The following is a 13,511-nucleotide window of genomic DNA, read 5'->3' on the forward strand; positions in this document are numbered from 1 at the left end:
TATTTTTGTAATAGGTTAACCCCTTATTTTATTTCGAAAACAGTTCTATCCTTTAAGGCGTTCAATCACTTGATCGTAGAGCTCTGTATACTCTGGTTCAACCTTATTGACATATTCACCCATGACAAATTTGCCAACTGCTTTTTCAGGCATTTTTTCAGCAATTTTCATATCGACGAAACTATCCTTCAGCCAGTTCATCATATCGACTGCAGAACCTTTTTTATTTTTTCTACCATAGTATGTCGGACATACAGAGACAGCTTCCACCATTGAAAAACCTTTGTGACCAATTGCTGCTTCAATGTATTTTTGCAGTTGATTAACATGGTATACTGTTGCTTTAGCCGCATAAGTCGCACCTGCGCCGGCTGCGAGCTGTGTAATGTCAAACGGTCTGTCAATATTGCCATAAGGTGCTGTCGTTCCCTTGTCGCCAGTTGCAGTCGTCGGTGAATATTGGCCGCCGGTCATACCATAAATGTTATTGTTAAAACAAATTGTTGTCAGATTGATATTTCGTCTAGCAGCGTGAATGAGGTGATTACCGCCAATCGCTGACAAATCGCCATCACCTGCGATAACAATCACTTCGAGTTCAGGGTTAGCGAGTTTAACACCTGTTGCAAAGGCTAACGCACGACCATGTGTCGTATGCAATGTGTTAAAGTCCATGTATCCCGGTGCTCTTGAAGAACAGCCAATCCCGGATACAATACAAACTTTGTCTTTATCAAGTCCGCTTTTTTCAATTGCTCTTGCAATTGCCGACATAATAATACCGTGTCCGCAGCCCGGGCACCAGATATGCGGCAATTTATCCACTCTAAAATAATTTTCTACTAAAGGATTATTCATTATAGGACCTCCTTAAAAGCTTTCATGAGCTCTTCAGGTGTTAAAATTTCACCATTTGCTTTACCGCACAGTCTAACGTTTGCATTGCCTTTTACCACGCGTTCAACTTCGAGTTTAATTTGGCCGAAGTTGAGTTCTGCCACGAGGATATCTTTAACTTGTTCACTGAGGGCACGTACTTGTTCTTCAGGGAAAGGCCAAACTGTAATCAGTCTGAAAAGACCGACCTTAATGCCTTCTGCTCTAAGCTTTTTAACAGCTGCTTTAGCAGTTCTCGCCGTTCCGCCATATGACAGGATCAAATATTCAGCATCGTCTGTTTCGTACGCTTCATAAGTAATGATGTCTTCTTTATTGGCTTCAATTTTTCCCATTAGACGTTTAATCAAAACATCTGCATTTTCTGTACTGTTGCTTGGAAAACCGGTTTCGTCATGCATAAGACCAGTAACGTGATAGCGGAATCCACTTCCAAACGGCGCCATTTTAGGTACGAGGTCACCCTCATCTAAACGGTATGCTTTATAGTCTGCACCTTTTTCCGGCATGACGCGATCATATATTTCAAGTTCCGATACTTCCGGAATCTCTATTTTCTCTCTCATGTGTCCAGTAATTTCGTCAGTAAGCAAAATAACTGGCGTTCTGTATTTTTCTGCTAAATTAAAAGCTCTTATCGTTAAATCAAATGTTTCCTTAACGGAGTCTGGCGTAAGGCAAATCACCGGATGATCCCCGTGTGTTCCCCATTTCGCCTGCATCACATCGCCTTGACCTGGAGATGTTGGTAGTCCTGTACTTGGGCCGCCCCTTTGAACGTTAACAACCACAAGCGGTATTTCTGCAATTGCTGCATAGCCGATATTTTCCTGTTTAAGTGAAAAACCTGGGCCTGAAGTTGCCGTCATTGCTTTTTTGCCAGTCAGCGATGCGCCAATGGCTGCTGCAATACCCGCAATTTCATCTTCCATTTGTATAAACTTTCCGCCGACTTTCGGTAACTTCTCTGAAGAAAGTTCTGCAATCTCAGTTGAAGGCGTTATCGGATAACCGGAATAAAATCTCATGCCCGCCATGAGGGCGCCTTCGACACAAGCTTCATTTCCCTGTAGAAACTTTATGACTTTAGACATTTTCCTTACCTCCTAAAAAAATTGCAAAATCAGGGCATCTCATTTCACACATGCCACATTTAATACAATTATCTCGATCCAACATGGATACTTTACCGTGTTCATTGAAACCTAAAACTTTTTTGGGACAATAGGCAATACAGATGCCACAACCCTTACACCATTCTTCCTTGATGTGAACCATCAAATCATCCTTGGAAACAGCCATTGAAAATACCTCCTTTGCTCTTAACTCAATTATAGCATCTCATAATGGTTTTGCAAGAGATATTTCATTTTAATTAAAAAATATCTCTATTTTGCAATATGTCTTTCAAATTGTATATTTGACTTCATGGATAGGTGTATACAATTATACTCGGAGATTGTATACGAAGCTTGCATTTTGCTCTTTTTTTGCCGATTGAACACATTTTTTTAAAGATACAATACACAATGTTGACACCATTAAAAAAGACCCCTTTAAGGGATCTTCCGCATCGTTTCTATATTGGTTTCTACATTGGTTTCTACATTGGTTTCTACATTGGTTTCCATCGTGCTGGCTTATTTTTTTTCAATTACCCACATAACAGGCGGTTTCCCCGCCTGATTAATGAAATCAACGGTCATTACGTCAAAAGTCCTTTGGGGAAGTGCGCTCAATTTCAGCTGCAAATATCGATATTCTTCAACACCGCTTGGATGTCCTGCATAACAGAGAATATACAATAACCCGCCTGATTTAAGTGCCATTAGCGCTTTTTCTATTGCAGCAGCTGTTGACTCTACTTTTGTCGTAATCGCTTTGTCCCCTCCCGGCAGATAGCCAAGATTGAAAACTGCTGCATCAAGCGTTTCACTTTCAATATACTGATCCAGATTCGCGTGACTGTCGCAAATGAGTTTAAGATTCGTCGGCAATACACCATTGTGCATACAGCGCGTCGCAGTCGCTTCAATTGCTGTCGATTGATAATCAAACGCATAAACAAACCCGTTTTCTCCAACGAGGTCAAGCAAAAACAGCGTATCGTGACCATTGCCGCTCGTCGCATCCAACACGGTCATCCCCGAAGACAAATGTCCTTTTACCAGTACGCGGAATACATTTACAACATTGCCAAAAGTCTTCATGCCTGAGGCTCACTGTGCTTGCAGCCGCGCTCAAAAAAAGATGGCAGGTCTACTCTGAATGTCAGCAAATCAGAATCATTTGGATCAACGGCGACAATTTCAAGCCCTTCAGCAACAAAAAAGCCATTGGCTACACGATTGCCTACAATGAATACGGTCGTGATTTTCCTCAGATTCAAATGATTTAAAATTGCACGGAAGAGACCATCGCCAAGTTTTGCGCCTCTTTCGCTTCGCTTGACATAAAGACAGTCAATCATTGCCGTCTTCTCATCTTTTAGTTTGTAACTCGCAATTCCTGAGATCGCGCCCTGATCTTCAATAACATAGCTCTGGTTAATGATGAGTTTTTGTTTATTAAAGAATAGTGGTGATTCGCGAAATAACGGCTTTGCCCGTTCTGTATCTTCAAGTTTCATCAATCTGATCTGGAGCATCGTCCGCCTCCTTTTCTGTTTCAAATGCCTGAAATGTTTCAAAAGCGTCCAGTGTTGGCAATTCTGAAATCGTTTTAAACCCAAATGTCTTTAAAAAGAGCTGCGTCGTACCATAAAGATGCGGGCGGCCAATACGTTCAAGGCGGCCAACAATATCGACGAGCCCGCGCTCAGCCAAACTCTGAAGGGCTGCATCAGAGTTGACACCCCGCACTTGTTCTATATCGAGTTTGGTAATAGGCTGCTTATAAGCAACAATGGTAAGCACTTCAAGTGCTGAATTGGATAGTCCCCTACTCTTGGATGTCTGACATAGCGTTTCGATATAAGCATAATTTTCTTTGCGCGTACACAGCTGATAGTGCTTATCGACTTCTAAAATTTGAATACCACGTCTTTCGGCTTCAGCAATGCGCTGCATTTCTTCTAGCAGTCGTTCAGCATGAGCCGGCTTAATTTCAAGTATTTTTGCAATTCGACTAAGGCTTAGCGGTTCTCCCCAAACGAACAGCACTGACTCTATCGCAGACATTTTTTCACGATCGTCTGCTGATATTTCTAAATTTTTTCCTATTTCAATTTGCATATTTTGTTTCTTCTGTCGCCCGTTCAATGTAGATCGGCTCAAACAACCCCGCCTGCGAAATGCGAATGCGTCCAAGTTTCAGCAGTTCAAGCAATGCCAAAAACGTTACGACAACTTCCTCCTTAATTCTAGTCTCCGATAACAGGTCATCAAAGCAGACATTTGCCTCATTGGTCATGCGTTCAATCTGTTCAATTTTTTCTTCGACGGTAAAGTGATCTCTTCTTATTTTACCAAAAAAATCAGCACGCTGTTCATCGAAACGTTTCATTTTCAAAACGACACGTGAAAGTGCCTCTGTTAAAAGCGCTTGGTCGAGGGAAAGCGAATCGTCAACACCTTGTGCACTGATATAATTCGAAAGTTCTTCCTGTTCTTTAAATACTATTTCATCAAGCGTCCCCTCAAACGCTTGAAGTCTCTGTGCTGCATCTTTATATCGCTTGTAATTAACCAGACGACGCACCAATTCTTCTCGAGGATCTGAATCCTCCATTTCAAATTGCAGTGCTTCTCGATCGTGATTTGGCAGGAGCATCTTTGATTTTATTTCCAGCAGCGTTGCTGCCATCACAAGAAATTCACTGGTACGATCCAAATTGAGATCACTGTTTTCGATAATCGTCATATACTGTGTCGTAATACTGACAATGGGAATATCGTAAATATCAATTTCATCACGCGTTATGAGATGGAGCAGCAAATCCAGCGGCCCTTCAAACGCATCTAGTTGTATTTCTATTTTCATTGATTACCTCATTGTATGCCTTCATTTAATTTATACTTGATTACCGCCATTTTGCGATAATAATCTCAATCTCATCATCTGTCAGATCACCATCACCACGATAACGCTTTGCCAGTTGCGCTGCCATCAGTGACGCTTTCGCTTCCCGTATATTCATAATCCCCCTCTGCTTGAGCTCATTGCCATTGAGCGGCGCCGTAATCGACATCCCCTCCGCAATTATAAATTGATAGAGCGGCAAGTACGCCGAGTACTGACGTGCACAGAGATAACCCAAAGCTGCCAACACTGCATTCGGCATATTTTGCATCTGACAATATAACTTATATAAGTAAATATTTTCTGATCCTTCAGTCCTTTGAAGTTTTTCAAACGCTTCTGATATCCTGAGGTATTGTGTAACACGCTTGCCGAAATGAGCAGTAAAGCACGCTATTTCATCACCCAGCAAGACGGCAAAGCGATAAAACGATGCATTTGGCGCCAGCTTTTCCCAGTCTTTTGCACATGTGACATCAAGTGATGGCAGTGCCGCATTAAACCAAGGCGCAAGCACCTTTTTTTCAGCAATAAATGCAGCCGCATCAAGCCATTCAGGCAAAACCATGACTTTTAACAGCGCACCATAAAGTCTGGATGCTGGAAGCCTTTTAATGGCACCAGAAGCAACGCTGTCTTGAAAGAAGCGACGTGTTTTTCGATCCATTTTAAAACCATTTGCCACCGTATATTTTATAACGCGTATCAGTCGCGTTGGATCTTCTTCAAACGACATCGGATGAAGTACTGCCAAGACACGATTATTTAAATCCCGCAAAAAATGCGTATGCGCATAGGCAATCTCAAGCCCCACTGGCCGCATTTCCGATAAATAATGGCAGACCGCATCAATATTTTCTTCACAAATGAGCGCATAACCTGTATTGACAGTAAAATCGCGACGCTGCATATCGACTTTCGGCGACGCTGGTTGGACAATTGGAAAACCATCAGCATTAGGATAGATTTCCTGCCGCATCATCGCAAAATCAATTGAATAGCGACCAATTGTCAGCTGCATGGTAGAAACTTTAGAGGCTGTCACAGCGTAAGCCTTCGACAGCTGGTGAAAAGTCTTGTCAAAATCACCTTCAAATGCAATATCAACATCTGTCGTCTGACGGTGCAACAGCATGTCTCTTATGAGGCCGCCAACAAAGAAAAAGTCAGCGGTGTCTATTTGAAGTAAATCCATTAACAATTCGCGAAGTCGTATGATGTCATCCATTTTCCCGCTCCCGCCCATCTTGATGTTTCATTCCATTATAACATTTATGCAGCGGTGTTAACACCAAAAAACCTGCAGACATAAGCCTGCAGGCAATTATCAATTACTTCATAAAACTGCTTTAAAACACCGTTAACTGATGATATCAATGACATACTGAAGCGCTTCAGGCTGTTGTGTCGAAAAACGGTAGGCAGACCGTATCTGCTTTTCTGCTTCAAGCACATCGTCAACATTCGTATGCAGTAAACAGAGGACATCGCCAAAATTAACATAGTCTCCAATCTTTTTACTAAGGGTAATCCCTGCCGCATAGTCAATTGGATCTTCTTTTGTCTTCCGTCCGGCACCTAAAAGCATTGCTGCAAGGCCTATTTTTTCGGCATCAAGTCCTGTAATATACCCTTCAATATCTGCCTTAACCTCTATGTGCTTCGTCGCTGCCGGCAATTTTGCAGGATCGTCGACTATTGTTTCATCGCCGCCCTGAATACGGATAAACGTCTTAAGAAACTGCAATGCCTCGCCGCTGGCAATAACTGTCTCTAAATGCTTGTAAGCATCCGACACCTCTCTGAATGCACCGCCGAGCACACACATATGCGATGCAATGGTCAGTGCGACATGCCGCTCGTCAGCATCGCCTCTCCCACTGAGCACCGCAATGGCCTCTGTAACTTCATTGGCATTGCCGATTTCATGTCCAAGGGGCTGATCCATATTTGTTATGACTGCCACGGTCTTGCGATCCAATGATTTTCCAATGGCTACCATGGTTTCGGCAAGCGCTCTGGCATCTTTAAGCTCTTTCATAAACGCGCCGGAGCCCACTTTGACATCAAGTACAATCGCATCAGCACCTGATGCGATTTTCTTGCTCATAATGGAACTGGCAATAAGCGGAATACTATCAATCGTTCCCGTAACATCACGCAGTGCATAGATTTTTTTGTCTGCCGGCGTTAGATTCCCAGATTGACCGACGATCGCCATCTTATAACGATTAACATTTTCAATAAATGCATTGGGGGTTAATTCAATTTTAAACCCACTGATCGATTCGAGCTTATCAACCGTACCGCCAGTATGTCCCAAGCCACGACCGGACATTTTAGCAACCGGAATACCAACTGATGCGACTAATGGTATAACAATCAGACTGATTTTATCGCCGACGCCACCCGTTGAATGCTTATCAACTTTAATGCCATTGATTGCCGATAAATCCACTTCGTCACCAGACTTGACCATCGCCATGGTCAAATCTGCAATTTCTCTGCTATCCATACTCTGAAAATAAATTGCCATGCAAAGGGCAGACATTTGGTAATCGGGAATTTCGCCTTTGGTATAACCGTCAACGATAAAACGAATTTCATCTGTCGTCAACGCATTGCCGTATTTTTTTTTGTTGATGATATCGACTGCTCGCATGTCTGCCTCCTAACCGGTAATTTCAATCATTTTCTTAACGAGCTTGCTGAAGTTTGTCTTAACCCGATTTGCTGTTTCAACGACTTCGTGATGATTCAGCGCCGTCTTTTGAATCCCGGCAGCCATATTGGTAATACAGGATATCCCTGTCACTTTCATACCAGCATGTGCGGCTACAATCGCTTCGGGAACAGTGGACATGCCAACGGCATCTGCTCCGAGCAGCGCTGCCATTTTAATCTCTGCCGGCGTTTCATACTGCGGCCCCGTGCTGTAGAAGTACACACCTTGTTGTAATTCTAACTGCAATGCTTTTGCCAAACCGATAACGCGATCGTTAAAATCGTGGTCGTACAAATTTGAACAATCTGGGAATCTCGGACCAAGTGTTGGATCGTTTCTGCCGATAAGCGGGCTATGGCCGCTTATGTTAATCTGATCCGTAATCAACATGAGATCACCCGGTTTAAACTTACGATTCACACCACCGGCAGCATTGGTCAAAATAATGTGCTTGACGCCAATCGCTTTCATAACGCGAATTGGAAATGTGATATCACGCATGCTGTAGCCTTCGTAAAAGTGAAATCGCCCCTGCATGGCAATCACTTTTTTCCCCATAAAATCGCCGTAAACAAAACGTCCCATATGTCCTTCAACCGTAGAAATTGGAAAATAAGGAATGAGATTATACGGAATGAATACGGGTGATTCAATTTCTTCTGCCAAATCACCTAGGCCGGAACCTAGAATGAGACCAACTGTTGGCGCTTCGTCAATATACTGTGCTACAAATTCTTTCGCCTCGATTAAATTAACCGCCATCGTCTCCATCATTATCCCCCTGACTAAAGAATCATCTTTTTGAAACTTTCACCGTTTGGCGTCGCCTCAATCCCCAAAATGTCCGAAACCGTCGCTGCAACATCTGAAAAGGTCTTGCGCGTACCAATATTGGCGCCGGCTTTTACCGCATTGCCGTAAATTAAAAGCGGAATAAACTCTCGTGTATGGTCTGTGCCCTTATACGTTGGGTCATTGCCGTGATCTGCTAAAAAGATGATGAGATCTTCGTCGTTCATTGCCGCTTTAATTTCAGGAATACGTGCATCAAGTGCTTCAATCGCTTCTCTGTAACCGTCAACATTGCGTCTATGACCAAATTTGGCATCAAAGTCCACGAGGTTCGTAAAAATAATCCCTTCAAAGTTTTCTTTTAAAAAGCGAATGGTTTGATCGACACCATCCATATTGTCTTTCGTATGAATCTCGTCCGTAATGCCTTCACCATCGAAAATATCATAAATCTTTCCAACAGATTTTACGCGCAATCCCGCCTCTTTTGCATGATCCAGTACCGTCTTTCCAAATGGTTTAACAGAATAATCCCTGCGGTTTGACGTTCTGGTAAAATTGCCCGGTGTTCCGACAAATGGCCTCGCAATTACACGTGCCACTTGGTCTTCACCCATTAAAAGTTCTCTGGCAATCTGACAATATGCATAGAGCTGTTCAAGTGGTACGATTGCTTCATGTGCTGCAATTTGAAAGACACTGTCGGCAGAAGTATAGACAATTAAATCGCCTGACTTCATGTGCTGCTCTCCGAGTTCAGCAATAATTTCTGTACCGGATGCCGGTGCATTGCACAGTACTTTTCGACCGGTCTTTGTTTCAAAGGCTTTAATAATTCGATCCGGAAACCCATTCGGATATGTTTTGAACGGCGTATCAATGCGCAGGCCGGCAATCTCCCAATGTCCTGTTGTCGTATCTTTTCCGTTGGAAGCTTCCATAGACCTGCCAAATGCTCCGATTGGTTCTGATGCGGGTTCAATATAGTCGATACCGTCAATATTGCCGATACCAAGCGCTTTTAGATTGGGAATATTGAAATTGCCAGATGCTGCAATATGCCCCAATGTACTGACACCAATATCACCAAATCTTTCTGAATCCGGCATTGCCCCAATGCCAACACTGTCCATTACAAATAATATAACGCGTTTTACCATGTTAGTGCCTCCTTAAAAAAAAGAGCCTCTCTAGGCTCTTGGATGTGCTTTCGAATAAATCTCCTTAATTTTTGCATTAGACATTTCCAGATAGATTTGGGTCGTCGATACATCGGAATGCCCCAACATCTCCTGAACTGATTTTAGATCAGCACCATTCTGTATAAGATGCAGCGCAAAGGAATGCCTCAGGGTATGCGGTGTAATCTCATGAGCTACATCCAGCGTTTCGGTATACTGCTTAATAATTTTCCAAAATCCCTGTCTCGATATGCGCTTGCCATAATAATTGACGAACAGTGCTTCTTCATCTTCGCTGACGAGCTTGCATCTTCCATGGTGAATATACTGATCAAGTGCTTTGGAAGCCATTGTCCCCATTGGCACAACACGTGATTTCTGTGTTGACCTACAGCGTACATAGCCCATATTGATATTCACATCCGAAAGACCTAATGATACGAGCTCAGATACGCGAATGCCCGTTGCATAAAGTAATTCGATCATCGCTTTGTCCCGTTTGCCTATAGCCGTGCGATTGTCCGGCATCTCAATAAGTTCTTCCACTTGAGCAAGTGTCAGTACATTCGGCATTTTTCGCTCTGCCTTCGGTGCTTCCAGCTCAACTGTGGGATTGCTTTTTATATACCCATTATGGTGCATAAAACCATAAAAAGTTCTGAGTGATGCGATTTTACGCGAAATCGTTGCATTTGCCATACCTTCTTTCTTTAAAGCAATGGTATATGCCAAAAGATCGATATGTGAAGCCGCCGTATAATCGTCTATCCCATTTGTCGTTAAATACTTTCCAAAAATCTTTAAATCCCTTTGATAACTGTCTACCGTATTTTTTGATAGCTTTCTCACGTCTGTCAAATAAACGCTAAACGCTTCTTGTAACACTTTCATCCCCAAATGCTCCCTTACATTATTTTATATGATTGATGTGCATCGAAAAAGTCTTTCCGTCATCTTTTGTGCAGTTTTACCAATAACTTTACTGCTAATTACGCCTATGCTTTGAAGAAAATCTGTTTTTCGATGATTTCTTTTGACTGTACATTTCCCCGTCTGCTTCATGCAGCAGTGTGCTAACCGACCGATGCTTCGCAGCATCAAATTGTGTAAATCCTACACTGGCACTGATACCATATGGCAGTGAACCATTTCGATTCATTTGTGTAAACTCATCTTTAATCCGCCGCCAAACTTTTTCCGCCTGTACTTGTCCGCATTTTGTAAAGACGATCATGAATTCATCTCCACCCAATCTTGCAATAATATCAAGATCCCGTAAATTCCCCTGAATAATTTCCGTTATTTGCTTTAATAATTGATCACCTTCATTATGACCAAATTTATCGTTGACAAATTTCAGATCATTGACATCAATATAGGCAATGGTCAGTTCTGTAGACATTCGTGCCGCATTCTTCATCTCTTCCCTCAAAACATTAATGCCAGCATCTCTGCTGAGAACGCCTGTAAGCGGGTCAACTTCTGCTTTAAATTTATATCTGGCTAAATTATTGTCAATAATCAATTGCCGATTCACCATCAATATCAAGAACATGGCAATCGCCGTCAGCGCCAAATAGGAATAGAGCATATAGCGCTTTACAGAATCTATGAGTATAAAACCGTCTGTATGAACAATACAGGCAAGGTTGGCCAGTGTATAACGCTGATAAATAATGAAAAGTGAAAAAATAATCAAATCACTGATAACAATAATGCGCTGATGATGTCGATCCAATGCGACAATATTTTTAAAAAGTTTCATCATCCATTGATAATACTTTATGACAAAGATGTAAACCCCTGCAAATATCAGTATCACCAGCCCATCTTGATAACGAAAGAGTATTCTAAAATCGTAGATGCGATTTAAGAGAAAAAGACTTATATTGGTTGTGATTAACGCTGAGAACGTCTGGGCAATAAAGAGGAGCACTGCTGTAACTGCAGCGATAAAGGAACTCGTCCTGTAAGCAAGCATCATCCACAACATGAAAATCATATAGTAGACTAACACGTGCGGCAACAGATCACCTCTCAAAAAAAGATGCATGCTTCCCATAAGGATGAGCGAAGCCATATGGCGATAATAAGATTTCGTTTTTAATCCCGGTGCGATTTCAATTAATCCCCACTGTACAGAGATTGCACTCAAAAACGCAAAAACAAAGTTCAACATATGGTGCCCCTCACATCATTGTCAGTGATTTTGCTTCCGTTTAACAGCGTTTGTCAACATTTCCTTTGCATGTGCGACAGTATTTCGCGTCATTTCAACGCCACCGACAAGACGACCAATCTCCTCAACCACCGCATCACCTTCAATGGCCTCAATCATCGTCTTGGCACCCGATGCCTCAGAAGCCTTAACTATTCTAAAATGATGATCTGCAAACACAGCAATTTGCGGCAAGTGTGTAATGCAGACAATCTGATTATCCGATGCTAACGCATGCAGCTTTTCACCGACGACATTGGCCGTTGCGCCACTGATCCCCGCATCAATTTCATCGAAAATCTGAGCAACATCATGATCTGAAATCCCAAGTATCATTTTTATCGCCAGCATTAGCCTTGACAGTTCGCCACCGGACAATACGCGCTTGAGCGGTTTTAAGGGCTGTCCGGCATTTGTTGCAATAACAAAAGCAATATCGTCTCGTCCTGATGCTGTGCGTTCATGTGACAGTTCTATCTGAATATCAAAAGTAGCCGCTTTCATATTCAGTGCGGTCAATTCTGCCGTAACTGCTTTTTTAAGCGGCTTTGAAGCTTTCATTCGCATCGCCGTCAATTCATCTGCCATCGTATCATACGCTTTTTCATACACACTGATCTGCTTCTCATGTGCTGCAATACGCACATCAAGCTGTTCATAGGCCTCTAGCTGTTCCGCAATTGACTGACGATAATCGAGAATCACTTCGACGGTCTTGCCGTATTTTGACTTAAGCCGATTAATATCATCCAATCGCTTTTCGAGCTGTGCATATTGTTCCGGATCCGCTGACAGTGTTTCAGCAAAGTGATTTAAATCTCTTGAAAGATCTTCAAGCAAATAGAACTGTTCAGAGAGCCGTTTGGAAAATCCCTTGACGTGTTCATCAAAAGCTTCAACCTTGTGGAAGGCAGCCGTAAGCTTTGATAGCGCTGAAAGCACCCCATCGCCGAATTCGCCTTCAAAGACAGCTTCTGCCGATTCGAAGGCCTCTGCAATACGTTCCAGATTGGTATAGTAGGCAAAAGATGCTTCAATCGTCTCATCCTCACCAACTTTAAGCGCGACCTCATCAATTTCTTTACATTGAAAATTTAAAAAATCCACCTGTTTTTCTTTATTTTCATCAGTGTTTAAAAGTTCATCCCTCAACGCTATTTCAGTATGTAATTTTTCGAAAATTTCCGACAATTGTTTGCGCTTTGCAATAAGTGCTGCACCGCCGTATGCATCGACAAGCTCCAACTGGTACGCCTTATTGAACAGCGCTTGATTATCAAATTGGCCATGAATGTCCAATAAATATTGTGTCACTTCTTTGATAACGTTGAGGGTAGCTGTTTCACCATTTATGCGAGAAATACGTCTGCCTTTACGACTGATTTCTCTTGAAATGACAATAAGATCCGGATCAACTGCTATTCCCGCTGTCTTTAATACCTCATTGGCACGTTCATTGGCAAAAAAACTACATTGAATTTGGGCACCATCTGCCCCTAAGCGAATAACATCATTACTGGCAGGTGCACCTAGCACCAAGTTAATCGCCCCAAGAATCATTGATTTGCCGGCACCGGTTTCACCTGTAATAATATTCAAACCATCTTTAAAAAGAACTGTTTCAGATTCGATTAGAATAAAATCTTTTATTTTAAGTTCAAATATCATAACATGTCCC

Annotated in this window: 14 protein-coding genes; all 14 read right to left on the minus strand. The window is 42.3% G+C overall.

The genetic code is table 11. From position 1 onward, the window contains the following. Positions 1-45: 45 nt before the first annotated feature. The 14 genes from KHM83_RS08325 to recN all read right to left on the minus strand — a co-directional run bounded on the left by KHM83_RS08325 (position 46) and on the right by recN (position 13,501). Entirely contained in the window at positions 46-858 is an 813-nt protein-coding gene (locus tag KHM83_RS08325) for a thiamine pyrophosphate-dependent enzyme (protein ID WP_213236540.1), read from the minus strand. After that, positions 858-1,991 (minus strand): 2-oxoacid:acceptor oxidoreductase subunit alpha, encoded by a 1,134-nt coding sequence (locus KHM83_RS08330; RefSeq protein ID WP_213236541.1) that lies wholly within the window; start codon positions 1,989-1,991, stop codon positions 858-860. The genes KHM83_RS08325 and KHM83_RS08330 overlap by 1 nt, the downstream gene beginning before the upstream one ends. After that, positions 1,984-2,199: a 4Fe-4S dicluster domain-containing protein gene (locus tag KHM83_RS08335; RefSeq protein ID WP_213236542.1), complete on the minus strand. Its 216-nt coding sequence runs from the start codon at positions 2,197-2,199 to the stop codon at positions 1,984-1,986. Before KHM83_RS08335 ends, KHM83_RS08330 begins: the two co-directional genes overlap by 8 nt. A 338-nt stretch (positions 2,200-2,537) precedes the next feature. Further along, a complete protein-coding gene (locus KHM83_RS08340) occupies positions 2,538-3,107 on the minus strand; it encodes a class I SAM-dependent methyltransferase (RefSeq protein WP_213236543.1) in 570 nt (189 codons plus the stop codon). Next, positions 3,104-3,544 carry a GNAT family N-acetyltransferase gene (locus KHM83_RS08345; protein WP_213236544.1) on the minus strand — a complete coding sequence of 147 codons (441 nt, stop codon included), beginning with the start codon at positions 3,542-3,544 and terminating at the stop codon, positions 3,104-3,106. The genes KHM83_RS08340 and KHM83_RS08345 overlap by 4 nt, the downstream gene beginning before the upstream one ends. Further along, a complete protein-coding gene (scpB, locus tag KHM83_RS08350; RefSeq protein ID WP_213236545.1) occupies positions 3,516-4,130 on the minus strand; it encodes an SMC-Scp complex subunit ScpB in 615 nt (204 codons plus the stop codon). The genes KHM83_RS08345 and scpB overlap by 29 nt, the downstream gene beginning before the upstream one ends. Further along, positions 4,120-4,878 (minus strand): segregation and condensation protein A, encoded by a 759-nt coding sequence (locus tag KHM83_RS08355; protein ID WP_213236546.1) that lies wholly within the window; start codon positions 4,876-4,878, stop codon positions 4,120-4,122. Before KHM83_RS08355 ends, scpB begins: the two co-directional genes overlap by 11 nt. A 40-nt stretch (positions 4,879-4,918) precedes the next feature. Further along, entirely contained in the window at positions 4,919-6,145 is a 1,227-nt protein-coding gene (locus KHM83_RS08360) for a tRNA nucleotidyltransferase/poly(A) polymerase family protein (protein ID WP_213236547.1), read from the minus strand. Positions 6,146-6,277: 132 nt separating this feature from the next. Next, a complete protein-coding gene (locus KHM83_RS08365) occupies positions 6,278-7,579 on the minus strand; it encodes a pyrimidine-nucleoside phosphorylase (protein ID WP_213236548.1) in 1,302 nt (433 codons plus the stop codon). A 9-nt stretch (positions 7,580-7,588) separates the two neighbouring features. Next, the gene (locus KHM83_RS08370; protein WP_343213131.1) at positions 7,589-8,416 is read right to left on the minus strand and encodes a purine-nucleoside phosphorylase; all 828 of its coding nucleotides are present in this window, start codon (positions 8,414-8,416) and stop codon (positions 7,589-7,591) included. 11 nt (positions 8,417-8,427) lie between these two features. After that, a complete protein-coding gene (locus KHM83_RS08375; protein WP_213236549.1) occupies positions 8,428-9,594 on the minus strand; it encodes a phosphopentomutase in 1,167 nt (388 codons plus the stop codon). 30 nt (positions 9,595-9,624) lie between these two features. Continuing rightward, positions 9,625-10,506 (minus strand): site-specific tyrosine recombinase XerD, encoded by an 882-nt coding sequence (gene xerD, locus KHM83_RS08380; RefSeq protein WP_213236550.1) that lies wholly within the window; start codon positions 10,504-10,506, stop codon positions 9,625-9,627. Positions 10,507-10,600: 94 nt separating this feature from the next. Beyond that, positions 10,601-11,794, minus strand: a complete 1,194-nt coding sequence (locus KHM83_RS08385) for a GGDEF domain-containing protein (protein WP_213236551.1) — start codon at positions 11,792-11,794, stop codon at positions 10,601-10,603. A gap of 21 nt (positions 11,795-11,815) precedes the next feature. Continuing rightward, positions 11,816-13,501: a DNA repair protein RecN gene (gene recN / locus KHM83_RS08390; protein WP_213236552.1), complete on the minus strand. Its 1,686-nt coding sequence runs from the start codon at positions 13,499-13,501 to the stop codon at positions 11,816-11,818. Positions 13,502-13,511: the final 10 nt, after the last annotated feature.

This window comes from Fusibacter paucivorans, from assembly GCF_018390735.1.
Classification (GTDB): Bacteria; Bacillota; Clostridia; order Peptostreptococcales; family Acidaminobacteraceae; genus Fusibacter; species Fusibacter paucivorans.

What these genes read in the sequence shown, in the direction of transcription:
- KHM83_RS08345 (WP_213236544.1), bottom strand. Translation starts at nt 3,544, where the DNA reads ATGCTCCAGATCAGATTGATGAAACTTGAAGATACAGAACGGGCAAAG.
- KHM83_RS08330 (WP_213236541.1), bottom strand. Translation starts at nt 1,991, where the DNA reads ATGTCTAAAGTCATAAAGTTTCTACAGGGAAATGAAGCTTGTGTCGAA.
- KHM83_RS08375 (WP_213236549.1), bottom strand. Translation starts at nt 9,594, where the DNA reads ATGGTAAAACGCGTTATATTATTTGTAATGGACAGTGTTGGCATTGGG.
- KHM83_RS08340 (WP_213236543.1), bottom strand. Translation starts at nt 3,107, where the DNA reads ATGAAGACTTTTGGCAATGTTGTAAATGTATTCCGCGTACTGGTAAAA.
- KHM83_RS08335 (WP_213236542.1), bottom strand. Translation starts at nt 2,199, where the DNA reads ATGGCTGTTTCCAAGGATGATTTGATGGTTCACATCAAGGAAGAATGG.
- KHM83_RS08360 (WP_213236547.1), bottom strand. Translation starts at nt 6,145, where the DNA reads ATGGATGACATCATACGACTTCGCGAATTGTTAATGGATTTACTTCAA.
- KHM83_RS08355 (WP_213236546.1), bottom strand. Translation starts at nt 4,878, where the DNA reads ATGAAAATAGAAATACAACTAGATGCGTTTGAAGGGCCGCTGGATTTG.
- KHM83_RS08370 (WP_343213131.1), bottom strand. Translation starts at nt 8,416, where the DNA reads ATGATGGAGACGATGGCGGTTAATTTAATCGAGGCGAAAGAATTTGTA.
- KHM83_RS08385 (WP_213236551.1), bottom strand. Translation starts at nt 11,794, where the DNA reads ATGTTGAACTTTGTTTTTGCGTTTTTGAGTGCAATCTCTGTACAGTGG.
- KHM83_RS08325 (WP_213236540.1), bottom strand. Translation starts at nt 858, where the DNA reads ATGAATAATCCTTTAGTAGAAAATTATTTTAGAGTGGATAAATTGCCG.
- xerD (WP_213236550.1), bottom strand. Translation starts at nt 10,506, where the DNA reads ATGAAAGTGTTACAAGAAGCGTTTAGCGTTTATTTGACAGACGTGAGA.
- KHM83_RS08365 (WP_213236548.1), bottom strand. Translation starts at nt 7,579, where the DNA reads ATGCGAGCAGTCGATATCATCAACAAAAAAAAATACGGCAATGCGTTG.
- recN (WP_213236552.1), bottom strand. Translation starts at nt 13,501, where the DNA reads ATGATATTTGAACTTAAAATAAAAGATTTTATTCTAATCGAATCTGAA.
- scpB (WP_213236545.1), bottom strand. Translation starts at nt 4,130, where the DNA reads ATGCAAATTGAAATAGGAAAAAATTTAGAAATATCAGCAGACGATCGT.